At 44.5% G+C, this 25,715-nt stretch carries 23 protein-coding genes and 1 pseudogene; 4 read left to right on the forward strand and 20 right to left on the reverse strand.

The window, feature by feature from the left end; all coding sequences use genetic code 11:
• Positions 1-56: 56 nt before the first annotated feature.
• The 12 genes from ACR32F_RS22945 to ACR32F_RS23000 form a co-directional block, all read right to left on the reverse strand.
• The gene (locus tag ACR32F_RS22945) at positions 57-467 is read right to left on the reverse strand and encodes a hypothetical protein (RefSeq protein ID WP_440111084.1); all 411 of its coding nucleotides are present in this window, start codon (positions 465-467) and stop codon (positions 57-59) included.
• 27 nt (positions 468-494) lie between these two features.
• Positions 495-1,445: a 16S rRNA (cytosine(1402)-N(4))-methyltransferase RsmH gene (gene rsmH / locus ACR32F_RS22950; protein ID WP_440111086.1), complete on the reverse strand. Its 951-nt coding sequence runs from the start codon at positions 1,443-1,445 to the stop codon at positions 495-497.
• A gap of 18 nt (positions 1,446-1,463) precedes the next feature.
• The gene (gene mraZ, locus ACR32F_RS22955; protein WP_440111088.1) at positions 1,464-1,901 is read right to left on the reverse strand and encodes a division/cell wall cluster transcriptional repressor MraZ; all 438 of its coding nucleotides are present in this window, start codon (positions 1,899-1,901) and stop codon (positions 1,464-1,466) included.
• Positions 1,902-2,178: 277 nt separating this feature from the next.
• On the reverse strand, positions 2,179-3,444 hold the full coding sequence (locus ACR32F_RS22960) for an adenosylhomocysteinase (protein ID WP_440111090.1): 1,266 nt from the start codon (positions 3,442-3,444) through the stop codon (positions 2,179-2,181).
• Positions 3,445-3,489: 45 nt separating this feature from the next.
• On the reverse strand, positions 3,490-5,121 hold the full coding sequence (gene bshC / locus ACR32F_RS22965; RefSeq protein WP_440111092.1) for a bacillithiol biosynthesis cysteine-adding enzyme BshC: 1,632 nt from the start codon (positions 5,119-5,121) through the stop codon (positions 3,490-3,492).
• Between the two features lie 153 nt (positions 5,122-5,274).
• Positions 5,275-7,044, reverse strand: a complete 1,770-nt coding sequence (locus ACR32F_RS22970) for an ABC transporter ATP-binding protein (RefSeq protein ID WP_440111094.1) — start codon at positions 7,042-7,044, stop codon at positions 5,275-5,277.
• 17 nt (positions 7,045-7,061) lie between these two features.
• Complete coding sequence (locus tag ACR32F_RS22975) at positions 7,062-7,943, reverse strand: ABC transporter permease (protein WP_440119992.1); 882 nt, start codon at positions 7,941-7,943, stop codon at positions 7,062-7,064.
• A 47-nt stretch (positions 7,944-7,990) separates the two neighbouring features.
• A complete protein-coding gene (locus ACR32F_RS22980; protein WP_440111096.1) occupies positions 7,991-8,923 on the reverse strand; it encodes an ABC transporter permease in 933 nt (310 codons plus the stop codon).
• A 189-nt stretch (positions 8,924-9,112) separates the two neighbouring features.
• On the reverse strand, positions 9,113-10,810 hold the full coding sequence (locus tag ACR32F_RS22985) for a peptide ABC transporter substrate-binding protein (protein ID WP_440111098.1): 1,698 nt from the start codon (positions 10,808-10,810) through the stop codon (positions 9,113-9,115).
• 151 nt (positions 10,811-10,961) lie between these two features.
• On the reverse strand, positions 10,962-11,336 hold the full coding sequence (locus tag ACR32F_RS22990; RefSeq protein WP_440111100.1) for a DUF3397 domain-containing protein: 375 nt from the start codon (positions 11,334-11,336) through the stop codon (positions 10,962-10,964).
• Positions 11,336-12,298 (reverse strand): ketopantoate reductase family protein, encoded by a 963-nt coding sequence (locus tag ACR32F_RS22995; protein ID WP_440111102.1) that lies wholly within the window; start codon positions 12,296-12,298, stop codon positions 11,336-11,338. The genes ACR32F_RS22990 and ACR32F_RS22995 overlap by 1 nt, the downstream gene beginning before the upstream one ends.
• A 147-nt stretch (positions 12,299-12,445) precedes the next feature.
• Positions 12,446-13,096, reverse strand: a complete 651-nt coding sequence (locus ACR32F_RS23000) for an RsfA family transcriptional regulator (protein ID WP_440111104.1) — start codon at positions 13,094-13,096, stop codon at positions 12,446-12,448.
• A 316-nt stretch (positions 13,097-13,412) separates the two neighbouring features.
• Here ACR32F_RS23000 and ACR32F_RS23005 point away from each other — a divergent pair, with 316 nt between their 5' ends.
• Both ACR32F_RS23005 and ACR32F_RS23010 read left to right on the forward strand, forming a co-directional pair.
• A complete protein-coding gene (locus ACR32F_RS23005; protein ID WP_053781237.1) occupies positions 13,413-13,649 on the forward strand; it encodes a DUF2626 domain-containing protein in 237 nt (78 codons plus the stop codon).
• Between the two features lie 184 nt (positions 13,650-13,833).
• Positions 13,834-14,913, forward strand: coding sequence for a coiled-coil domain-containing protein (locus tag ACR32F_RS23010; RefSeq protein WP_440111106.1), 1,080 nt, complete (start codon positions 13,834-13,836; stop codon positions 14,911-14,913).
• On the opposite strand, the gene ACR32F_RS23015 is transcribed toward ACR32F_RS23010, so the two are convergent.
• Together ACR32F_RS23015 and ACR32F_RS23020 are read right to left on the reverse strand one after the other, a co-directional pair.
• Entirely contained in the window at positions 14,905-16,185 is a 1,281-nt protein-coding gene (locus ACR32F_RS23015) for an extracellular solute-binding protein (protein WP_440111108.1), read from the reverse strand. The genes ACR32F_RS23010 and ACR32F_RS23015 overlap by 9 nt on opposite strands.
• A 225-nt stretch (positions 16,186-16,410) precedes the next feature.
• On the reverse strand, positions 16,411-17,745 hold the full coding sequence (locus ACR32F_RS23020) for a PhoH family protein (RefSeq protein WP_440111110.1): 1,335 nt from the start codon (positions 17,743-17,745) through the stop codon (positions 16,411-16,413).
• A 240-nt stretch (positions 17,746-17,985) separates the two neighbouring features.
• Between ACR32F_RS23020 and ACR32F_RS23025 the strand changes: the two genes are divergently transcribed.
• Entirely contained in the window at positions 17,986-18,684 is a 699-nt protein-coding gene (locus ACR32F_RS23025; RefSeq protein WP_440111112.1) for a YhcN/YlaJ family sporulation lipoprotein, read from the forward strand.
• Positions 18,685-18,691: 7 nt separating this feature from the next.
• Here the strand turns inward: ACR32F_RS23025 and ACR32F_RS23030 are convergent, their stop codons facing one another.
• From ACR32F_RS23030 to ACR32F_RS23055, 6 genes are all read right to left on the reverse strand, one after another.
• A complete protein-coding gene (locus ACR32F_RS23030; RefSeq protein ID WP_440111114.1) occupies positions 18,692-19,144 on the reverse strand; it encodes a pyridoxamine 5'-phosphate oxidase family protein in 453 nt (150 codons plus the stop codon).
• Between the two features lie 99 nt (positions 19,145-19,243).
• Positions 19,244-20,305: an LCP family protein gene (locus ACR32F_RS23035; protein ID WP_440111116.1), complete on the reverse strand. Its 1,062-nt coding sequence runs from the start codon at positions 20,303-20,305 to the stop codon at positions 19,244-19,246.
• A gap of 92 nt (positions 20,306-20,397) precedes the next feature.
• Positions 20,398-20,694 (reverse strand): YlaH-like family protein, encoded by a 297-nt coding sequence (locus ACR32F_RS23040; RefSeq protein WP_440111118.1) that lies wholly within the window; start codon positions 20,692-20,694, stop codon positions 20,398-20,400.
• A gap of 329 nt (positions 20,695-21,023) precedes the next feature.
• Entirely contained in the window at positions 21,024-22,868 is a 1,845-nt protein-coding gene (gene typA, locus ACR32F_RS23045; RefSeq protein WP_440111119.1) for a translational GTPase TypA, read from the reverse strand.
• A gap of 177 nt (positions 22,869-23,045) precedes the next feature.
• On the reverse strand, positions 23,046-23,540 hold the full coding sequence (locus ACR32F_RS23050) for a hypothetical protein (RefSeq protein ID WP_440111120.1): 495 nt from the start codon (positions 23,538-23,540) through the stop codon (positions 23,046-23,048).
• 505 nt (positions 23,541-24,045) lie between these two features.
• Positions 24,046-24,705: a TerC family protein gene (locus ACR32F_RS23055; protein WP_440111122.1), complete on the reverse strand. Its 660-nt coding sequence runs from the start codon at positions 24,703-24,705 to the stop codon at positions 24,046-24,048.
• Positions 24,706-24,810: 105 nt separating this feature from the next.
• Between ACR32F_RS23055 and ACR32F_RS23060 the strand changes: the two are divergent.
• Positions 24,811-25,514, forward strand: a pseudogene (locus ACR32F_RS23060) (TerC family protein).
• The last annotated feature ends 201 nt before the right edge of the window (positions 25,515-25,715 follow it).

The following is a 25,715-nucleotide window of genomic DNA, read 5'->3' on the forward strand; positions in this document are numbered from 1 at the left end:
GACCCCCATCTTGTTAATTGGAAATCACTGTATGGAATGGATATATACAAAATTTTTTACTTATTTGCTGTATCCGAAGATGTTTCCGTACCTGTTGAGCGAGGTACAAAAATGACATCCTTGCCAGAAGCTTCAACGTAACCAAGTTCGCGAGCATTCTCGATAACGAGATTGTTTAGTTTTTCTTTTTCCACTTGCAGATCGGCAATGGTTTTCTCTGCTTCTCTAACGTCAGACAGCGTCGTCTGTGCCTGCTTGTTAATCTCATAGATGTGAGCATAACGCGACATCATTACACCACCAACAGCGATAACTGCGATCAAAGTGATCAAATACAAAAATTTCTCACGTGCCGGAAGACCGGTACGACGGGTCACCACTTTGGTGGTTTCCTTGTACCGCTGCTGGGTCACACGTTCTTGGGACGCTTTTTCCTTAACTGCCAGATTACCACGCGTATATGCCATACTCCGACTCTCTCCTCTACTCTTGGTTTACAGTTTCTCGGCTACTCGCAGCTTAGCTGATCGAGCACGGGAGTTCTCCGCTAGTTCCATTTCCGTTGGAATCAGCGGCTTTCTGTTGACTAAACGCATAAGACCTTTACCGCCGCAGACACACAACGGAAAATCGGGAGGGCATGTACATTTCTCCAGGTAACTGCTAAAGATCTGTTTGCAAATCCGGTCCTCAAGCGAGTGAAAGGTAATTACAGATACACGTCCGCCTGGTGCAAGGCAACGAACAGCTTGATGAAGTCCTTCCTCAAACGCACCCAACTCATCATTGACTGCAATCCGCAATGCTTGGAAGCTGCGTTTTGCAGGATGTCCACCCGTACGACGAGCTGCCGCCGGAATACCTTCTTTGATCAACTCCACCAGTTCGGCCGTAGTCTCAATGCTGGACTGTTTCCGTTTTTCTACAATGACGCGGGCAATTCTTCTAGAGAACTTCTCCTCACCATAGCGATACAAAATCCGGGCAATTTCCTCTTCCGGCCATTCGTTAACAATCTCCTTGGCGGTAAGGAATGCATCCTGATCCATTCGCATATCAAGTGGAGCATCGTGATTGTAGCTGAATCCACGTTCTCCTTCATCGAATTGAGGTGATGATACCCCCAAATCGTACAAAATGCCGTCGACCTGCGGCACGCCATCCTTCATCGGTACATCCAGTTCCTTCAATACCTGTTCCAGATCCCGAAAATTGGTTTTAACCAATGTTATCCGTTCTCCGTATGAAGCCAATTTCTCACGTGCATTATCCAAAGCCCAATCATCCTGGTCAAGCGCGATTAGACGCCCCCCTGGACCGAGCTTGGAAGCAATAACGGAGCTATGTCCGCCACCGCCTAAAGTGCAGTCCACGTATATACCGTCCTGCTTGATGTTTAATCCCTCTGTTGCCTCTTCTTTGAGTACGGTTATGTGGTGAAACAACCTGCACCCCTCCTGACTTTATAGATCAAAATTAAAATCGACCAGCTTTTCGGCAATGTCGTTGAATGCTTCTTCGGATTGATTGAAATAACTCTCCCATATGCCTTTGCTCCAAATCTCCACCCGGTTTGACACGCCAAGAACAACGCAATCTTTGTCTAGCTTGGCATACTCTCTAAGATTGCCCGGCAGATTTACCCTGCCCTGTTTGTCCAATTCACATTCGGTGGCACCCGAGAAAAAAAAGCGGGTAAACGCGCGCGCATCGGATTTCATCAAAGGCAGTGCTTTGAGCTTCTGTTCCATAATCCCCCACTCATCCATGGGGTACACGAAAAGACACTGGTCCAAACCCCGTGTGACAACGAAAGAAGGTCCCAGAGATTCGCGGAATTTAGCCGGAATAATAACCCGACCCTTATCATCAATGCTATGTTGGAACTCCCCCATAAACATTGGCCCACTCACTCCTCACCCGTTTCTCCCACTTTGCCCCACTTTCCACCACCTAAGCATAATAGATTCGCACTGAAAAATCAAAACCCTTCTTGCTTGCTTGAGTTTTTTTAGTTTAATAATCGCAAAAAAAACGTCCTTGACCCTGTAAATCAGGATCAAAGACGTTTCTCGGGTACGAAATAATCGCACGTACACCCGCATATGAACCATATCATCAATAAACTATTCTAAACTCTTTGAATCACTTAATCAGCTTGTAATTATTGGATACATCTTAAAATTTCCAGCTATCCAGGTATTTTTCCTGCTCAGCCGACAGGGAGTCGATGCCAATATTCAGGCTTTCAAGTTTGTAGCTGGCAACCTGTTGATCAATGTCATAAGGTACATTAACAACGTTTTTACCCAGTTCAGCATAATTTTCACTTACATAACGCAGACCTAGCGCCTGAAGAGCAAATGTCGTATCCATAATTTCGGCAGGGTGTCCATCCGCTGCACCAAGGTTAACCAGACGGCCTTCAGCCAGCAAATACATTTTCCGGCCATCTTTGAAGCGATACTCTTCAATGTTGCGACGTACAGTACGAATTGAATCCGAACGTTTAGCAAGTTCAGGTTTGTTCACTTCGACGTCAAAGTGTCCTGCATTGCTCAGAATCGCTCCATCCTTCATCACATCGTAATGTTCACCTGTGATCACATCTTTGTTGCCCGTAACAGCGATGAAGAAATCACCCAATTTGGCTGCTTCCACCATCGGCATAACCCGGAATCCGTCCATATGTGCTTCTACCGCTTTGATTGGATCGATCTCGGTTACAATAACATTTGCACCCAGCCCTTTGGCGCGCATCGCTACACCTTTACCACACCAGCCGTATCCAGCTACTACCACATTTTTTCCTGCTATCACCAGATTGGTTGTACGGATGATGCCGTCGAACGCAGACTGACCTGTACCGTAACGGTTGTCAAACAAGTATTTGCAATAAGCGTCATTAACTGCAACCATCGGGAACCGCAGTTGGCCTTCTTTTGCTAATGCTTTCAGACGAATAATACCTGTTGTCGTTTCTTCTGCTCCCCCACGAATCGTTGCGGCAAGATCAGGACGTTCGGATGCAATGATCGTTGCAAAGTCTCCGCCATCATCAATAATCAGGTCAGGTTTTACTTCAAGCGCCCGGAGCTGCAATTCCTTGAACTCCACAGGATCCGGATTATGTTTGGCATATACCGTAACCCCATCCTCCACCAGAGCTGCACACACATCATCCTGTGTTGACAATGGGTTACTGTGCGTAATGGTGACTTCTGCACCACCAGCTTGGATGACTTTTGCCAGATAGGCTGTTTTGGCCTCCAGATGAAGACAAATGGCAACCTTCAGACCCTTAAACGGCTGATCCTGCTCAAATTGGCGACGAATGCGGTTCAATACCGGCATATGCGCTTCTACCCAGTCAATTTTCAGATGACCTTCCGAAGCGAGTCCCATATCCTTAACAATACTGTTTTGCAATGCAGGTGTAGTCATTCCTTTTCCTCCTCGATTATATATTCCTTCTATTATTAAAGGCCACTATAGTGTGATCACTTGATGTTCTCCACGGAATTCACGCTGACTTTCTATCAGTTCATCAATCCATTTGGTACCATAACGGTTCAGGTAAAAGAGTGCATTATGTACTCGTTCCTGCGGTTTATTCATTGGAAAGAGTGAATTTTGCATCCCATTCCAGTGTCTGAGACTCACGTTATGTTTATCCTCAATCGCTTTATGTGTCTTCTGCTTCAGATACTGCATTTGTTCATTAATTTTGGTCAGATTGGTAGCTCCAATTCGGTCCAGACCTGGATCGATTTCCGTGATCTGATCAAGCAATGGACGATAAAGATCGGCAAATGCTTGCTGGACTTTCTCAAATTGTTCATCTACCTGGAATGTCTCCTGCTGTGCTAACCAACGTTCCTTCTTCTCTTCCATACGATATTGAACATCCTGGAAAGATAGCCCATAGTGCTTCATATGTTTGTGATGAACATCTTCCATGATGGTGAAGGACAAGCGTGGTAACAAGATAGGCATCTGCACACCGAACTGACGGAAGGCTTCCCGCGTTAATCCCCAGTATGCGATCTCTCCCTGACCCAAAATGACAGCTGCTACAGGTAAAATGGAGTCCTGCATTAGTGGTCTGGTCAACACATTGTTGCTGAACCGCTCAGGATACTCCTCAAGTTCCTGAAGCAGACGCTCTTCTGTAAATGAAACCAGACCTTTACGGTCACTAAACAAACCATCTTTTAACATCAGAAGCAAACGTGCTCCTTCATGAATGTAAAACAGATTAGCCCCATCTTCCGATACTTCAGCTGGCATTGCATATCCGGCTTCTTCTAATGCAGAAGCACCTTGTGTGTATGCTTTGCGTAATGGCTCATTGTCACGAATCAATCGTTCAAATACAGGCCGTTCAAGTCTGCGTAGAGCTGGATCAGCAGCATCCATCAGGATAAGCCCACTGCTGCCAAACAATGCAGATATCAGCCTGGCAAATGCATCACTGAGATTCGAACTGGACTTATGGATCTCGGTGATTAGTTTCATCAATTGTGGTTTATGAACTGTATCCGGTAACAGCTGCTCCAACTGCTCCAACACAGTCACCCACTGTTCCGTTTCAATCCGGACATAACTCACAGAATCTCTTCCTGCGAATCGCCCTTGTAACTTGAGCTTTGTCATGTCTCCACGGGAATCAGGCAAGTACGTGTGGTTCACTTCATCCCAGTCATGGTCTTCACCTGCGATCCAGAATACAGGCACCACCGGGCGTTTTAGCCTTTTCTCTGCTTCACGTGCAGCCGTAATTACACTGACCGCCTTGTATATTACAAACAAGGGTCCGGTTAGAAGACCGCTTTGCTGTCCTCCCGTAACAACCAATGCATCTTGTTCCGCGAGACGTGTGATCGATTCATGTACTGCATCATGATCATTGACCCGCTTATTATATAGACGTAGATACTCTGCCAGGCTTTGACGGGTTATACGTGTGTTCTCTGATTGGTCCAGCCAATCGGCACGTGCATGAAGCCCCGATTCCCAGCGAATGTCATATTCGTAAAGGGCTCGCGCAGCATCTTTTGAACAGACATAGTCTTCTGCAAGTCGTGTTCCGCTGCGAAGTGCCTCGATAATACCTTTCATGAGGTCTGCCTCCTATTCTGCTTCAAAGAGCCTTTCTTGATTGTACCGATTCAAGGGCTCTTCGTCAAAAGAAAGTAATTAAATACAAAAAAAACCGCCGAACAGGTCGGCGGTTGATATGCATGAATAATAGCATATTGATTTGTGCATTTTTTATACGTAAGGTTCTGCCACCCAGTGACCCTTGGAAATCTCAATCAATTGAGCATTCTCCAAGTTATAAGGGTCATTAGCAGGACCGCCCGATCCATTATGCATTGGGCCGACTTGTTCATCAGGCAGCAAAATGCGACGTTTATTCGCTTCCACTTCCGGATCAGGTACAGGGATCGCAGCCAGCAATGTTTTGGTGTAAGGGTGTATAGGATTAGCATACAGTTCTTCACTCTCTGCTAATTCCACCACTTTTCCCATGTACATTACAGCTACCCGGTCACTGATATGTTTAACCATGGACAAGTCATGCGCAATAAACAGATACGTCAAGCCGAGACGTTGCTGAAGCTCTTCAAGCAATTTAACGACCTGAGCCTGAATCGATACGTCCAGTGCAGACAATGGCTCATCACAGATGATGAATTTAGGGTCTACAGCCAGCGCACGAGCAATCCCGATCCGTTGTCTTTGACCACCAGAGAATTCATGTGGATAACGGAGTGCATGGCTTGGGTTCAAGCCTACCAAATCAAGCAACTCTTCCACTCTTCTCTTCCGTTCCTTTGAACTGGAAGCCAAACCATGAATATCAAGTGATTCACCGATAATATCCATAACGTTGAAACGTGGGTTCAAAGACGCGTACGGATCCTGGAAAATCATCTGCATATCTTTACGCATTTCTTTCATTTTGCGTGGAGACAATTTGTAGATATCTGTTCCATTGAAGTTAACATTTCCGCCTGTTGGCTCATAAAGACGAAGAATCGTACGGCCTGTTGTAGATTTACCACAACCAGACTCACCTACAACCCCAAGTGTTTCGCCTTCAAAAATATCAAAGCTGACATCATTAACCGCTTTGAGAACATTGCCTTTACCCAAATTGAAGTATTGTTTCAAATTCTTCACTTGGACCAGCGGCTTGTTGGCACCTTTGATAATACCAACTGGAGCAGGTTTTTCTTTCTTAGGCTCGTCCAGGCGTGGAAGAGCATTCAGCAATTTGATCGTATACGGGTGCTGAGGATTGCTGAAGATTTCGGCAGTTGTTCCTGTTTCAACAACCTCGCCTTCCTTCATAACAACAACCCGGTCACACATCCCTGCTACTACACCGAGGTCATGCGTGATGAGCATGATCGATGTTCCAAGCTTCTGCTGCATATCTTTCATCAAATCGAGGATCTGAGCTTGAATGGTAACGTCAAGCGCCGTAGTTGGTTCATCCGCAATCAGAAGAGAAGGACGACATGCAAGGGCAATCGCGATCATGGCACGCTGACGCATACCACCGGAAAATTGGTGTGGGTAGTGATTCATACGCACGTTCGCATCTTTGATGCCTACAAGCTCAAGCATTTCCAAAGCTCTTTTTTCCGCTTCTTTTTTGGACATATTTTGATGCTTACGCAATACTTCAGTAATTTGTTTACCTACTTTAATGGTAGGGTTCAATGAAGTCATCGGATCTTGGAAGATCATGCCGATATCTTTACCACGGATGGATTCCATCTGTTTATCCGTTTTATTCAGCAGATCCTGCCCATGAAAAGTAATCTCTCCGCTTTTGACTTTCGAAGGCGGGGAGGGAATCAATTTCATGATGGTTTGGGCAGTAACACTCTTACCACTACCAGATTCACCTACGATCCCCAGCGTCTCTCCTTTGCCAAGTTCAAAGCTCACATTTTTAACGGCATCAAATTCACCCGAACGCGTCGAGAACGACACACTCAAGTCTTTGACTGTTATAATCGGCTCCATAATCCCACCTCCTATTTCTATTTACGTAATTTCGGATCAAGCGCGTCGCGCAGACCATCACCAAGCAAGTTAAATGCGAGCATTGTCATAACCATCAGACCTGCAGGGAACCACATCCGCCAAGGATACAGCGTCCAGCCTGTTAGAGCGTCGTTGATCATTGAACCCAGGGAAGATCTTGGTGCCGAAACCCCCAAGCCCAGGAAGCTCAGAAACGCTTCTGCGAAGATGGCATTTGGAATGGACAAAGTCAATGTAACAAGAATGGGTCCAATAGCATTTGGCAATAAATGACGGAAGAGTTGACGTCCTGTGCTTGCGCCCATGGAACGAGCAGCAAGAATAAAGTCTCTATTTTTGAGTTGCATAATCTCACCACGTACAATCCAGGACATACTGATCCAGCCTGTAATGGTGAGGGCAATGATAATAGTTGTCAAACTCGGCTCCAATACAACCAGCAACAGGATAACAACGAGCATGTATGGCAGGGAGTACAGAATCTCGGAGAACTTGTTCATGATACCATCAACACGCCCACCATAGAAGCCCATAATCGCTCCGTATATCACACCGATGATAAGGTCAATCAAAGCTGCTGCCAAACCTACAGTAAGAGACACACGTGCACCTATCCAGGTTCTCACCCACACGTCGCGACCTAGTTCGTCTGTACCGAACCAGTGCTCAGCACTAGGGGCTGCATTGGCATTAAGCAGATCATTGGAATAATAAGTATAATTTGAGAATAACGAAGTTGGACCAATCAAAGAGAAAATGACAACAAGGACTAGAACACTCAAGCTGATCATAGCAGCCTTGTTGCTTGCAAGTCTGTACATAGCGTCTTTAAATAGCGATACACTTTCTTGCGATTTCAACGCTGCCTGACTATCCAGGCCTGTGTTCGCCGTTTCATTATTGTTGTTATTCTTGCCAGACAACGTTATGCCCCCTTCCGGCTTTCCAGCTTAATTCTAGGATCAATCAGTACGTAAGCAATATCTGTAAGGAAACGTGCAAACATCAAGAGAATGCCATAGAAGATGGTAATCCCCATAATCATCGTATAATCACGATTCGTAATACTCTCTACGAATACTTTACCAATACCACCAATGTTAAAGATCTGTTCAATAACAACAGAACCCGTAATAATGTTCGCTGTCATTGGACCTACATAAGTAACTACTGGCAAAATACCGTTGCGCAAAACGTGTTTGAACATAATAGCCGGCCATTTCAAACCTTTGGCTTTGGCTGTCTTGATGTAATCTGCATGCAACACTTCCAACATGCTTGAACGCGTCAAACGTGCGATAAAGGCAATTGGTGATGCCGACAGCGCTGCAACCGGGAGCACATAGTCGAGCGGCCCGTCGAAGCCCATAACGTTAAACCAGCCGAGTTTGAATGCAAAAAGATATTGCAACAGGGAAGCAAGCAAGAAACTCGGTACAGCGATCCCAATAACAGCGAAGATCATGGTCACATCATCAATCAGCTTACGATGGTAAACTGCGGCAAGAAGCCCCAGTAGAACACCCACAATAATAGAGATAATGATCGCAAAGATTCCCAGCTTCAGAGAGGCTGTAAATGTTTGAGTGATCATGTCGGATACTTCCTGATTCAGGTATTTCATCGAAACCCCGAAATCACCCTTGAGAATTCCACCCATATACTTCAGGTATTGTTCATACATCGGCTTGTCCAGACCATATTTAACTTCCAAAAGCGCCCGAATTTCAGGTGATACTTTTTTCTCGGATGTAAAAGGGTCACCCGGGATAGCTTTCATCAGGAAGAAGGTTGCTGATGCGAGTATGAAAAGCGATAGCAGCATAAATAGCAGTTTTTTCAGCACGTACTTAACCAACCCTTGCACACCTCCACAAACAATATTTTGTATACAAATCGATTGTAGAATTAGACAGAAATAAAGTCCAATCCATTTATCGGAAATTTCAAGAATTATAAGGAAAATCGATGCACAAACAAAAAAATCGGGATATATATGGAATTCCACATATATATCCCGAAGTTATCATATGGACTTCAGAACAACTTATTTCTCTTCCAGATATGAACGAGTGAAGTCAATCGCTCCACTGAAATCAAGTTGCACGCCTTTCAGATAAGGCTTGGTCAAAGCTACGTTAGTGTAGTAATAGATCGGCATTACTACCATTTCATCTTGAATCAGGATTTTCTCTGCATCGGCAAAAGCAGCCATACGTGTAGCAGCATCCGCTGATTTTACAGTTTCTTTAACATCTTTGTCAAACTGTTCGTTGCTGAATTTAGTATCATTGTTTGTGTTACCTGTTGTCCACATTTCCAAGAAGTTGTATGGATCGTTATAGTCTGCAGACCAGCCCGCACGAGCGACTTGGAAGTTTTGGTTTTGACGGTTCTCAAGGAATACACCCCACTCTTGGTTTTCCGTTTTCACGTCAACACCAAGGTTTTTCTTCCACATGTCAGCAACAGCAAGAGCGATCTTCGCGTGATTATCACTAGTGTTGTAGATCAGCGTTACCGCTGGCAGTGTAGTGTAGCCTTCTTCTTTCATACCTTCAGCAAGCAAAGCTTTAGCTTCATCCATATTTTCAGTGAAGTAGTCATCTTTGTGCTCGTCACGGAACTCAGCTTTTTCACCGCGGATACCTGGAGGTACATATCCGAATGCTGGAATTTGTCCACCTTGTGTTACTTTATCAACAATCAGTTGACGCTGGATCGACATTGCAAAAGCCTTACGGATTTTAACATTGTTGAAAGGTGCTTCATGCACGTTGAACTGATAGTAGTACGTACTTGCAATACCAGTAACTTTAAACTCGTCCGGCAATTCCGCTTTTAGAGAAGGAATTTGGTCTGTTGGGATCTCACCATTCGGATGACCAGTGTAGTCCAATTGTCCTGATTTGTAAGCTTGCAACTCGGAAGCACTGCTGCTTGTCAGAGACATGTTAATTTCAGACAATTTGATGTCGGAAGCTGCATGGTAGCCTTCGTTTTTCTTCACAACAATTTTTTGACCTTTAGCGTATTGATCCATAGTGAACGGTCCGTTAACGATCATGTTTTTGTAGTCTGTGAAGAATTTGTCATTAGTGTCAGCAGATTTGTGTACTGGGTAGTACGTATAGAATGCTGTCAGACCCAAGAAGTAAGGTGTTGGGTTTTCCAATGTTACTTCCAGAGTGTGCTCATCCGTAGCTTTAACACCTACTTGAGAGAAATCTGTGATTTTAGTACCTTTATATTTTTCGTCTTTGCTCAGGTTGTAACCCTCAGCACCTTTGATGTAATACAATTGGTAAGCATAAGGAGAAGCCGTTTCCGGTTTCAAAGCACGTTCCCAAGAACGTACAAAGTCTTCAGCAGTGATTGCATCACCATTGCTCCATTTTGCATCCGGGTTCAGGTTGAAAACATATTTCAAACCATCTTCGGAGATTTTCCAGTCTTTAGCTACGCCTGGTGCTTCTTTGCCATCAGCGTCGATACGAACAAGACCTTCATACAAAAATTTCAGAACAGTGTTGGTTTGGCTGTCTTTTGCTTGAGCCGGGTCCAACGTAGGAGGTTCAGCTGACAGGTTGATTTTCAGGGTTTGATCTTTTGCGAGACCGCTTTCCTCGCCTGCAGAACCAGTTCCTGGGTTGTTTTTGCCTTCATCTTTCGATCCGCACGCTGCAAGTACGGTACCGAACGCCAAAATCAGCGTCAAAAGGACTAATAGACTTTTCCTTTTCATCTAACACGTTCCCCCTAGATTGATGTAGTTTATGTTTATAGATTATACAACCACCGGTCAAAAAAATCTACATTACTTTTTCAGAAAGTAATGTTTTTTTCAGTATTCGACAAAATCGACACATTTTTTAGGCCTTTTGCGTTATGTATTCTCACATCAACTTCATGAAGTATCTAAATAATCCAAATATAGTAAACAAAATATAGCCAAAACTCATCATGATAAAAGCCATGCGCCAAACGGCCCGGAACATTCTACCCCCATCGACCCTCCCTTTAAGTCTATTTTGAGCCCCCCCGATAAATCCAAGCGCTAGTAGTATAAGCAAAAGCGTTAAATAAAAGCCAAAATTAGAGTCAAATGTTAAGTTGAATAACGCCGATACAGAGAAAATTAGAAATACCGTTGTAACATCCATTGCAGTCCGTAATGCAGCAGGCTTATCTTTCTTCCATCCGTACATCACCCAGTAGACAATAACGAATGGAAAAAACGGTAGTATGCTCAGCACAATAAAGAAACCCATCAACTCACTCCTTCCGGTTGCATTCCTTCAATTAGATGAACCAGTATTTCATGCATTGGAGCAGCCAAGCCGCACCGACACGCCATGCTTACAATTTGTCCGTTGATCGATTGCACCTCTGTTCGTTGTCCATGAAGAACATCCGAAAGCATGGAGGATGTGTTAGAGGCTGTGGAGCGGCAGACGGACAGGATATGTTCCCATATATCCGAGTCCAATTGTATACCTTTCGCTTGATATACCGCCATTCCCTCATCATAGAGCTGACGCATCAGGGTGATTCGCTTTTCATTCGTAATTAAATCACCATTGGGTAGACGCCATAGGGCCGTAAGAGGGTTAATGACCGCATTGATTAGCAGCTTCCTGTAAATCAGCTTATCGATTTCATTCGACACTGTACAGTCAAATCCTGCCTGCTGCAAAAGTCCCGGTAGACTATTGGATTGATCTTGATCCATTTGAGCCAAATTCGAGTTAATCAAATATGTACTTTTACCCAGCCAGGTTTCTCCTTTGCCTGCACGTATGACCCCACCTTGCTCACGTTTCGCCCCTTCAGTTGTTATGACACTATATATGTTGGAATGGGGCATAGCCGCTTCTAGTTTTTCCAAATGGCCAACCCCGTTTTGAAAACAGGCGATGTTCATGGCTTGATCTTTTAATATATCGATTTCACGTATGACATGATCTATTCCCGTCTGCTTGACCATTAATAATAACCATTCCCCGGGCGAATGCTGCCATACTTCAGATAACTCCTTAATCGGTTTAGCCTGAACAAGGCCGGAAGGGATCCGTATTGTCTTTTCCCGCTCGGTTATCCTCAACCCGTCTCTGTTTAGTTGGTCAGCCTGTTCAGCCGTTCTGGTCCAGAACCGAACCTGGAAACCTGCAGCCTGGAGCTTCCCGCCATACAAAAGACCCAGTGACCCCGCTCCTATTACGTCAATGAACATACTAAAGCCCACCTCCCCCTGCTTCCATACTCGCTATCTTCTATAATAGAACAAAAAAAGAAAACAAAAAACCCGTCATGCCCGCCGTTATGTAACGGAGGTGTGACGGGTCCTAATCTAATACTGATAATCAAGCACTGTTTGCTGTTATTCAATTCGTTCCAAATTCCCGTTAGCATCCATTTTGAAGCGCGTTTTGAGCTCTTCTTCCTCTTCTGACAAAAATGCGAGTCTGCGAGCCCGATCCATAATCTGAATCAGTGCTTTATAATCGTCGTTCACGACACGATAATCAGTCTGTACCTCATTCACTTCCTTGGACAGACGGTCATTCTCACTGCGCAGTTCAAGAAGTTCATCCTCTTTTTCACGCAACTCCTTCTCAAGCATTTTAAGCTGACGGCCGTTCTCCTGCACCGTGCCCTTCCATTGTCTCAGGAATCGAATTACCGCATCAATGGAAAGCGATTCTTCCGAGATCCCATCCGCTTTATACAGATTTTCTTCTGTATCCAGTGTAGACAAAGCGGCCACCTGCGGACCCAGCAATGCTGGCTGTTTTCGGAGATAGCTCCGTTTCTGGCGTTGAGCCTTGGCATTGCTAATGGCAGACTCATACTTTTTACGCACACAGCTGTTCCAGCGAAAACCGCAAGCGGCAGAGGTTCTGCCTATTTTTTCGCCTACCTCTTCAAAAGCGGCCAGTTGTGTACTCCCTTCCCGAATATGACGCAAAGTAACCTCAGCCAATATCAAATCATCCTCTGTACTCCAAGCATCCTGTCTCACTGCAGTCATGCTATAATACCCTCCTAACAACATCCTAAAATAACCGTCCCCATTACCGGGTCTCCCGGCATGTGAATTAGGTATAAAAGCTGCTTCATTCATTCTTATGCCTCTCATAGAGTTCATAGAATTGATTTCATACTAAAATGTATTTCCATATTTATGCGTGTTCATACGTTACACATGCAAAAGAAACTATTCTTTAGATCCTTGCGGTCAAAAAAAGAATTCGCTTTCATATCCAATTTTGTTTACACCTTTTTCCTTTCTCGGTATAATGTTATGTAGACAATCTATGATCGTATATAGGAGAGGAGGACTTACCGTGGCACGCATGTTTCGGGTACTCGGGTTCTTCACGCTTGCGATTGGCCTGATGGCTTTTGCGGGAGATCTGGTCGAAATGGCTTTGCTTTTTTTCCTGCAGACTGCGTTTTTTGTCATTTTGGGATATTTGAAATTTACCGAACGAACGTACATATTGCTCTTCTGGGGTTATATGATCGTGACATTCACAGGGTTCAGCTACTGGACCGTATTCCAAATGGATTTGCCGCTCTAATCCGCCAGCAGCATCAAAGCGATCCGGCTACAGTCGGATTGCTTTTTTGTCATTTTCTAATTAAATGATTGTTCGTGGGGTTATGTAACCACTAAGGATATTTTGCGTATTGGTTTCATATATTGTCTGGGAGAGATAGCCTATACTCATGATATGATATCGAGATATGAAAGGAGAATGATGGGTGAAACGTCGATACGGCATTCTTGCCTTCCTAGTAAGCATTATATTATTGATCCAGCTACCATCGACATATGCCTATGGAGAGTCTTCACCTCAGGATACACGCGAAATACTGCAAAAAAGCCTATCCATCGTCGAAATCGATCATGAGATCGAGCGTATTGCAGAAAGGCAGAAGCAGCTGGATACACAACTTCAGACGTTATCGGTCCAACTTGAGGAACAGGAAGAGCAGATACATATTCAGCAAGATCGGGCTGGGGCTGTGGTGAGGTCCTATTATACCGGCGAACGTGATAGCCTGCTTATGACGGTTCTTGGTGCAAGATCATTTAAAGATCTGTTTATTCTGTATGATTACTATCAGATTATTATTGGCAGGGATCAGGCTGTTCTGGACAAGTACCAGGATCGTTATCGCAGTATGCAGCAGACTTCCACACAAATTCGTCAGACGACAGCAGAATTATCTGAAATGAAGACGAATCTTCAAAATCAGCGGGAACGCGTAATTGCATTGCAAAAAGAAGTAGACAACAAAGTAGCCGCCAGCGGAGATGCGGCAGCGATTCAAAAACTGATGGATGAACTGACCCTCTATTGGGAGAACATCGGTATATACGAGGTCAAACGTTACTTCAAAGCGTTGGCGTCGGCCATGCAGAACTTGCCGGACTTTATTCAGGAACAAAACGGAGGAATATCCACTACCGGAACAACGTACACGATTCAAATTGGGGAAGATGAACTTAATACATTTCTACGTTCACAGAATTCCATCTTTGAGGACTTTGCCTTTCAGTTTGACGAAGGTCGCATTACCGCTTCAGGCCAGCGTGATCAGTTGCAATTAAGCATTGAAGGACATTATACAGTAGAGAATGAACCTCAAAACTCCATTCGTTTTCATGTAGACAAACTTGTCTTTAACCAATTTGAACTACCTGATACTACACGTCGTATGCTGGAGCGGGAATTCGATCTCGGGTTTTACCCTCAGAAAATTCTATCCTTTGTCAAAGCGACCGATGTCTCGACAAGTGAAGGTGTACTAGAAGTAAAGCTGGCTATTTCATTTTGATGAGGCCTCAGTAACAATAACACTGTTTACGTATTGATTAGCTGTAACCTCTCCTTTGAGAAGTTGTTGGACCTTCTTCTGGAATGCAGGCGAATATACGAGGTTTTCATTCATTATAGTTGGTACTGATTCTATTGGAAGCCACAACTTTACATCAGCCATATCATATTGATTTGTCAGCTTCTGTGACTCCAGATCTAGTTCCTTTTGCTTTGCGGGCAATCGGTGCGCCTGTTGGTACCATTCCGACTGTACTGCAGAAGAAGTCATACCTTCAATCCATCTGCTCGCCTCGTCCGCTTCAAGTGACCCCGCTGCGATAACAAGACTTCTTGATCTTAAGGGTTCCAACACATCGAGGGCTAACCTCTCTGTTGAACCTTTTTGGTCAGCATCACTTTGATGTTCATTCAACAAACGCGACAATAACGTAACAATCATCGGAGTCCCCTTTTGATTTACAGTGGAAGAGAGTACTGGATTCGTTGTGTCAACTGCAATATGCGGCTGGATCTGATCCAGTAGTTCTATTACTTGTTGATATCCCTCCGTTTGAGAGGATGTTAGAGCTTTTTTAAGTGTATTGGGTGCCATCCCTGGATCAAACTCATTCAACCACACATTGGCTGCAAGAGGGTCATTCATGTTTATTGTGATTAAATCCGATGCATCTGGAGAAGCTTGTTGTATCAGTTGGATCCACTGATCCTTGTTTTCTGGCAAACTTTCCAGACCAGCCTCATCTAGGAATGAAGAGTGCGCCGCGAGTACATAAGAGTCCAAGTCAAACGGCATTCCCCACTGATACCCATTCCACTCTGTCATCTCCCTCAAACCAACCACTGTCTCTCCCAGAGACTTGGACAGCGTTGTACCGTTTAACGGATATAAATGCCCTCTTTTGGCATGATATTGAACTTCCGCGCTATCCAGAAGAATAACATCTCCGCTCTCGCCTACCAAAAATTCATTATTAAGCACACGCTTATATGTATCTGGCTTTAGATTACGAATACGGATCTCCACAAGTTGCGAAGCGGCTACTTTATTTGCTAACTGTTGAAACAACTGAAACTCTGTCTCAGTCATTGAAACTACAACCTCTACAGGTGAATGAGTGTCCTCATTACGGGATGAAGTATTAGGAAACGAATCTTTTTCCTCGTCCCGTTCCTGATTAAGCTGTGTCCCTCTGAAGTCAAAACTCGGTGACAGGATGGTTAACGAAAGCAATAGTACTGCAAACAGAACAACCTGATGTCTACGCCTCATTAACTTCCCCTCCTTTATACCCTAATTTTTTCCTGCAATATTCATTGTAACAAATACATAGTGCTCTTGTCCTACCCTGCTAAAAATCATTTTTTCGGTATTTTGCATACTCTGAGCATATCTAGTTCTGTGTAATAACTCATTGTTATTTTTTCAGCAATAAAAAAACCGGCTCAGGAGCCGGTTCAATCAAAACATTTTCCGGGAAATAAAAATTCCCACTCTTTACAACAAATCCGCTGCAAGCTGAGCCAGCTTGGAACGTTCTCCTTTTTCCAACATAATGTGTCCGCTGATCCCCTCTTGCTTGAATCGTTCCACGATATATGTTAAACCATTACTCGCCGAATCCAGATAGGGGTGGTCAATTTGCTCAGGGTCACCCATCAAAATAATTTTACTGCCCTCGCCTACCCTTGATACAATGGTCTTCACTTCATGGCGAGACAGGTTCTGGGCTTCATCGATGATGATGAACTGTCCAGGTATGGACCGTCCACGAATATAAGTGAGAGCTTCAACTTGAATACTGCCAAGCCCCATCAAAATTTTATCGATATCCCCTGCTTTTTTGGTGTCAAACAAGAACTCCAGATTATCATAAATCGGCTGCATCCATGGACGCAGCTTCTCCTCCTTCTCTCCAGGCAGGTAACCGATATCTTTTCCCATCGGAACGACAGGACGAGCAATCAATAATTTTTTGTATTTATGATCATCTTCCACTTTTAGCAAACCTGCAGCAAGTGCCAACAAGGTTTTCCCTGTTCCTGCCTTTCCTGTAATCGTGACAAGTGGAATGTCATCATTCAGTAGCAGCTCCAGAGCCATTCGCTGTTGCGCGTTACGTGCGCTGATGCCCCAGACATTATCATTACTCAGGAAAAGCGGCTCCAGTTTCGTTCCCTCTGTATTTACTTTGAGCAGCGCCGATTTGTTCGTTCCCATCTCATCCTTGAGAATGACAAATTCATTCGGATAAAGCGAGTAAGACAACTGTAACGGTTTGATTGGTAGAAAACGATATGTGTAAAACTCATCAATGACCGACGGGTGAACCTTCAGGGCCGTATAGCCTGGATATAATTCACTCAGTCCTGCCGTCCGATCCGATAAGTAATCCTGTGTGAACAGACCAAGTACGTCCGCTTTGATACGCACAAGTACATCCTTACTGACAAGCACCACTTGACGTTCGACTACTTCTTTTTCATTCTCCTCAATCTGATAATTCAGAGCGACAGCCAAAATCCGATTATCATTGGACACTTCGCCAAACATTTCCTGAACCTTCACGAAACTCCGATGATTGAGTTCTACTTTCAGATTGCCGCCATTAGCCAAAGGTACCCCGCTGTGCAGGTGACCCAGTTCACGTAACCCATCGAGCAGCCTCGATACATTACGGGCATTACGACCAATTTCATCGGCATTTCTTTTTTTGGAGTCGATCTCCTCCAGTACAACCGCGGGAATGATTACCTCATGTTCCTCAAAGGAAAATATGGCATTGGGGTCATGCAGAAGCACATTGGTATCCAATACAAAAATCTTTTTCATTCAATCCCCTCCAAAGCGGCGTCGTTAAAGGCATGGGCTGGAACGTAAACTCGGGAATGTTGGATGAATCCTTGTATTACCCTGAAAGGCAAGTCCGTTTCCCTTCATTCCCGAGTTCATCTTGAACGTGTGATCTTTCAACAGCGGCATGGACAATCATGCTCCCATACATAAATGTATTCGACTAGGACATAATAATTGTCAACCATTCTGAAAAACTCCAAGAAAGGATGAACATTTATGAAAGTATGGGTGTGTACACTGCTTCTGATCTGTATACTTACAGGCTGCAACAACACCTCTCGTAGTGCTTCACAGGAGCCGCATATGACGCATCCAAGAAGTTACGGAGGCAATATTGCAACACGGCAAGATCAACAAAATGGGTCCCAACCGATCTATACACAAGAAGATCGGATGAATCCTTCACGTTTGGACCGTTTCAATGAGAATACAGGTGAAGTCCATGATACGAACATTGCCGATGATGCAGAGAATGGCCGGATGCCAAATGATAAACGAATTAATCACCTTAAAGCCCTTGCCAAGCAAGTGGAAGGTGTCAAAGATGCAAACTGCGTTATACTCGGTAATACAGCCGTGGTTGGCATTGATGTTGATGGTGAACTCGAACGAGCTCGGGTAGGTACCATTAAGTACTCTGTTGCCGAAGCCCTTCGTAAAGACCCCGAAGGAGTGGATTCCATTGTTACTGCAGACGCCGATGTAACAGAGCGAATCAAAGAAATTGGTGAACATATTCGTCAAGGGCATCCGATATCCGGTTTTGCTTCCGAACTCGCTGACATGGTGGGACGAATCATTCCCCAACTGCCCAAAGACGTCAAAGTGCGCCAAAATCCGGATAAACAGGTGGATCAAGAACAACAAATGCAGCAGCTGCATTCTTCTGACAAAAAACAACAAAAAGCCCAGTGATCTCTCACTAGGCTTTTTTCATGGCAGCAAAAACCTGCTCATCTAATTTCTCAGCAGCACGCTGATCATATATTTTGACATATTGAGGCACAGAGGACAGTTGAGCTCCATAGAACAGGGCATTCCTCACCGCTTCAATGGTAATATCGAAACAGCACATGTTGAATGGAACATCCTGCAAGGGGTTTTGTCGTACTGAAGCACGTCCGTTAACCGCATATACCATCTCTTCTCCAAAAATGGTGACGGTAATGAGCGGATTCACCATCATATTGTTCACAAGACGTGAACGATGATCAATAGCCACACGAAGAGTAGCAGCATTCTCCGCATAAATCCAGGAGATCGCTGTTGAAGTCGGACCTCCGGATTCCACATCCACGGTGCTCAGGAGCACAAAGGTCTCATTCTTAAATTGCTGTAAAAGAGATTCAGTCAATTGTGTGACGGCTTCGGACATTCAACCAGCCCCCTAACCTTCTTTATGCAATTCTTAATTCTTTGTTGATATTATTATAGCATACCACCAAACCTGCTTCCAATCCCAAATGACTGGATGTTATTCAGCAGCAGGTGACGCCGTTACTTTGCCTGAAAGTGTATCCTGCAAAGCCTGCTTCGCATTGGCAAGTTCCGTTTCATTAATATAAACATATGGACTTCTCCACTCTCCGGTTACTGGCGTATAGTGAACATCCGATTTGGAAATATTCCAGTAGGTGGAGATGAAGTTTTTCATCTGCTCGGATTCCACATCTGTCGTCATATTTTTGTCAACAGCACCAATTACTTTGCCAATCTTCGTTACGCCACCCAGTGATTTCAACTGATCAAGCATGGAATTCAGCACTTGATTCTGACGTTTATTTCGATCAAAGTCATTCGATTCGGCTGTTTTTGGACTACAATTCGATTTGCGGTAACGGACAAAATCCAATGCCTTCTTCCCATCCAGATGCTGTGCGCCAGTTACCAGATTAATATCGGTACCATCCGCTGTATCCCTGTAACACATATTTTTATCCACCGTCACATCCACACCGCCCACGGCATTGACTGCATCACGGAATGCTTGGAAGTTCAGGACAGTGGTATAATTGATATCCACATCCAGGTATTTACCCATCATTTCTTTCATCTGTTCCTCTGCATTTTTGCCAGAGGTTTTTTCTTGGGCTTTAAATTTAGGATAATAGGAATTCAACTTGTTCGCTTTGTATCCATCCAACTCCATACGTGTATCCCGAGGTAAAGATACAATGGTTGCCGTCTTGGTCTCCGGATTTAACGCAGCTACCATGACCACATCCGAGAGATGCGTGCCTGTTTCAGGACGGTTATCCGTACCTAACAGCAACATCGTAATTGGTTTGGTCTTGGCCGACATCCCAGGAGGTACCGGTTTATCGATACCTGTATCAGCTACCTGATTATACACCCAATACAGATATCCACCGCCTATCACAATCGCAATCGCTAATAAACTTAGAACAATTCTGCCAAAGGCTCGCATCCGCTTTTTCTTTTTTGGTGGTTTGCCTTTGCCATTCTTCGATCCAGAAGCGCCGGATGGAGTCGGTGCCTGTCTCCGTGGAGGCAGTCCGTTCGAATTCGAGTTCATATCTTCAACACCTTTATCACATCTGTTTTTTTGTCTAAATAAAAGACAACCGCTTTCCCTAAGGAAAACGGATGGTCTGCACTAGACAGAATTTATGAGTTTCGAGCGGCAGCTTCCGCTTTTTTCTTTTGACGGCCTTCAATGAAATAACGCACTCGCACTAACAGCATCAAACCAACCGCCACCAGCAAACATTGAATGATGGGAAGCTTGTCGATTTGAAAAATAAGAAGCATGAATGTGCCCATCGCCATCAATATATAGAGAACGATTTCCTTACCAAGTGGCAATTTCTGACGTACCCGAAACACCTTGTTATAGACGTAAGTAATCAATACAAAGATGACGATGTAGGCTACGATCGGGTATGATGCGAACCATGCTTGCATGCAATGGCATCTCCTTTCGTGTTCATGCTAGATATAAGTTAACTGGTTGATGGAATTCCCTGAAGTAACTTAGAGCCAGCATTGTGACCGTTCCGGTTTCGGATCGTTCTTTTGATCGCTGTTATCCCCAGATTTTTTGATCCATTTCTCAATGGTAAAATCCGGGGATAAGCGTATGCTTCCGATGTAGCTTTCTTTCAGAAAGCTTTCAGGCGAACGCTTCGCTTCTCCAGAATCGATTCCGACCCCTTCACTACTTTAGCTGTAAAAGCTCTCGTTACTCCAGGTCCCATCAAACGTTAACGTATATCTTTTATTTTTTTGTTGTATTAGGATTTTGAAGCCATTTTGCGTTGTTTCTCTGCACGCTCACGCTCGGATTTATTCAGGATCTTCTTACGAAGACGAATAGATTTCGGTGTAATCTCACAATATTCATCTTCATTCAGATATTCAAGCGCCTGTTCCAACGAGAAGATAATCGGAGTTTTAATTTTAACCGTATCATCTTTACCTGAAGAACGAACGTTAGTCAGTTGTTTTTCTTTGCAGATGTTGACAACGATATCATTGTCTCGTGTATGCTCACCAACGATCATACCTTCGTAAATTTCTGTTCCAGGCTCAAGGAAGAGCGTACCACGATCCTCAACGCCCATCATTCCATAGAACGTAGACGTACCATTTTCAGTTGAGATCAGTACACCTTGGTGACGTCCACCCACTTGACCACCAATCAGTGGAGCATAGCTGTCAAATGCATGGTTCATTACACCATAACCACGAGTCAGTGTCAGGAAGTTGGTGCTATATCCGATCAGACCCCGTGCTGGAATCAGGAACTCAAGACGTACTTGTCCACTTCCTGTGTTCACCATGTTAACCATCTCTGCTTTACGTGCGCCCAGGCTCTCCATTACGGAACCCATGCTTTCTTCAGGGATGTCAATCAACAAGCGCTCAACAGGCTCCATTTTCTTACCGTCAATTTCTCTTACGATAACTTCCGGTTTGGATACTTGCAGTTCATATCCTTCACGACGCATATTCTCAATGAGGATACCCAGGTGAAGCTCACCACGTCCGGAAACGACAAATGCATCTGGACTTTCTGTTTCGTCAACACGAAGGGATACGTCCGTTTCCAACTCTTTGAACAAACGCTCACGAAGTTTACGGGAAGTTACCCATTTACCTTCACGACCTGCAAATGGACTGTTGTTCACAAGGAACGTCATTTGAAGTGTAGGCTCATCAATTTTCAGAACCGGCAAAGCTTCTGGATGGTTAGGATCAGCGATGGTTTCACCAATGTTGATGTCCTTGATTCCTGCAATCGCAACGATGTCACCTGCTCCAGCTTCTTCTGTCTCAACGCGTTTGAGACCTTGGAAACCAAACAGTTTCTCGATACGTGCAGTTTTGCTCTTACCATCACGCATAATAACCGTTACAGATTGTCCTTGACGGATCACACCGCGGTTAACACGACCGATGGCAATACGGCCAAGGTATTCATTGTAGTCCATCAAAGTAACGAGGAATTGAAGCGGCTCTTCAACATTCTCTGTTGGGTGAGGGATATGACTAATGATCGTATCGTAGATCGCCATCATGTTATCATCCTGTTTAGCAGGATCATTTTCCATGCTGGATGTTCCGTTCAATGCGGAAGCATATACAACAGGGAATTCAAGTTGTTGATCGTTGGCACCCAGTTCAATGAACAGGTCCAATACTTCATCAATAACTTCAGTCGGACGAGCCGATGGACGGTCAATTTTGTTTACAACAACGATTGGTGTTAGGTTGTGCTCTAGTGCTTTACGAAGTACGAACTTCGTTTGTGGCATACAGCCCTCGTAAGCATCAACTACGAGCAATACACCATCAACCATTTTCATTATCCGTTCCACTTCACCACCGAAATCGGCGTGTCCTGGTGTATCCACAATATTGATCAGGTAATCTTTATAGGTAATAGCTGTGTTTTTAGCCAAAATCGTAATACCGCGTTCACGCTCCAAATCGTTGGAGTCCATAGCGCGCTCCTGTACCGTTTCGTGATCACGGAAAGTACCGGATTGCTGGAGCAACTTGTCGACGAGCGTTGTTTTCCCGTGGTCGACGTGGGCAATAATCGCAATATTGCGAATGTGTTCTCTTGAATGCATGTTTTGTATCCATATCCTTTCCAATTTCAATTCTTATCTACTAACCTTCCCGCAATTTCGCAGGTTACTCACCCAAAATAAGCGTCGGTGATATCCCGACGCATGTCTATATCCCTTATATTATAGTTGATTATAGGTAAAAATCAAGATATTTCGCGTGAAAAATCATGGGGAATGCTACCAACCTCTCCCTGGACGGCCTCTCCCAAGCAATATCCATATCCCACCCAGAATCAAAAGGACAGCAAGCACATAGATTATTCCGGTATAAAGCAATGTGAAGCCAAACAAAATAATGGAAACAACACCCAGAATCAATGCTGCCGGCATTACAAATTCAGGTCTTCGACGTTCTGCCAATCCATATTCCAGTAAACCAATGGCAATCCCCAGTAAGAACGCGGGCCATAACCTGCCCATCAGTCCCACACCCCAGGTATTCGTGATTCCGAATACAATGCCATACACGGTTAACATACCTGCTGGAACAAGTGACCACGCTGGAGATATTCTTGCATAATATAGCGCGTGAAGTGCAATGCCTGGCAACAGAATTAACAAAGGCCAGAAATTACGCCCTATAAAGCCGAATACACCAAGCTTGCCAAGTAGGATAATAATACCCGCAGCGACAATAAATATTCCGATCGCTTTTTCATTTCTCATCTTCATCTGCAATCACCTCTTATAACATTTGGCTATGTATCTTGTAAGCTAAACTATAAGTGCGTGTTCAAAAAGACCGGTTTTCAGTACCGAGAAGATGGGATAAAGCTAGAAATGGAGTAGCGGAGCGTAGGGAAAACTCGTGCGCAACCACAATGTTTCCAAAGGAAACATACTTCGTAATCCTCCCGCTTATTTCGGCTGAATTCCATATTCGATGCTGATGATGCCACTAGGCATCCTTCGTAATCAAAAGCGGACTTTTTGAACAACCTCTATAAGCATTCCCTGATGACTGGGCTGTTTTTATCCTGCTTCTAGTTTATCCGATGTGCCCGCAAAAAACTATACTTTATGTCGCAATTACCCTCCCTTATCCTGTATTACCCAAAATGTCTGAATTATGACTCTATCACTCGGGCATCATCCATTGAAGTATAGCGATACACCAAAAAACCGCCCTGTGACGGACGGTTAATGAGCTATATTTTGAGAACTATTAAAAATCAATCTATGCGTTTCTTCGGACAAATTTGTGCGCTCCTCCAACGGCGAGGACAAGACAAGCCATCGCCGCCGGCAGCAGTGTATGCGCCCCAGATGCCAATTCCCCAAGCCATTGTCCTAACTTGGGATCATTCACCACCATCTCACCTGCCGTGAAGGCCAGAATGCCTGAGCCGACAAACACCAGAATCGGATACCTCTTCAGCAAACCAACAATCAGCCCGCTTCCCCACACCACAATAGGGATGCTAATGGCAATCCCAATGACCGTTAGAGCCAGATCCCCATCAGCAAGTGCAGCAATCGCCAGAACGTTATCCAGACTCATAACAAAATCGGCAATCAATATCGTCTGAATCGCTTTCCAGGTTGTGGAAGACTTCCGAATATGTACTTCATCTTCATTCTGAAGCAGCAGCTTCACGGCAATCCAGAGCAGTAACAGTCCACCAGCCGCTTGAATAAAAGGAATGCCCAGCAACAGCACAGCTGCAAAGGTCAAGACACAACGTAGTACAACCGCTCCAAAGGCTCCCCACCACACCGCCTGTTTGCGCTGCCTTGCTGGCAGATCCTTACTGGCAAGTGCAATAACAACCGCATTATCTCCACTTAGAACCAAATTGATCATTAATATTTCAGTCAACAGCCAAAGTGTATCCATCCTTCTCATCCCCCCACTCTAACTTGTATGTCAAAGTTGTCCATGCTATTCTTAAACGTTGAACAAGCTTTCTAAGGTTTGGATATATAGAAGGAATGACATCGTATGGAGCTGTTTAGCCCCGCTTTTTGGCTAGCATTGTTGAACGTTGTTTTTATTGATCTGATTCTGGCTGGTGATAACGCAATTGTCATTGGTCTCGCAGCTCGCAATCTGCATCCTTCTGTGCAAAAGAGAGCGATCTTATACGGAACGGGCGGCGCACTTTTGATACGGATATTGGCAACCGTTGTTGTGCTGTGGTTACTCAAAGTACCTTGGCTACTCCTTGTCGGGGGATTACTTCTAATCTGGATTACCTATAAATTATTGGCCGATCAGGGAGACGAACACAACGACATCCAGGCAGGGACCTCCTTGTGGACCGCTGTTCAAACCATCGTTATCGCTGATGCTGCCATGGGACTGGATAACGTGATCGCTGTAGTGGGTGCTGCCCAGCAGCATTTGGTACTTGTTATACTCGGACTCCTGATCAGCGTACCGATCATCGTTTGGGGTAGCACCTTATTTATTAAACTGATCAATCGTTTCCCCTGGATCATCTATGTCGGAGCCATCGTCCTTGGATATACGGCCTCCAACATGATTACAGAGGAACACCGTCTCGTGCCTTTCTTCACGGACATCCGGCGCTGAGGATCTTATTTATCATTCTGGTTATTGTAGGCGTTGTGTTTGCAGGCTACCGTAAACGTTCAAACGGCAACAAATCAGGCGGAGAGCGTCAGCAACATTCTTATTCATAGGGCTTCAGGATACCATCCTCTGGTTAAAACATTAGAGATCACGAAAAAGGACTGACCGATATTCATCGGCCAGTCCTTTTTCGTTGACAAGATTTTGCATCATTCGATTGTTATCGCTCATGGGTACAAGATCTAGACGAATAGAATCATTTCGATTTAGTTCTTGCTGATTGGAAGTCGCTTTGTCGATTGTTGCAAAAT

Origin of the sequence: Paenibacillus hebaui, assembly GCF_051934385.1 — a bacterium.
Classification (GTDB): domain Bacteria; phylum Bacillota; class Bacilli; order Paenibacillales; family Paenibacillaceae; genus Paenibacillus.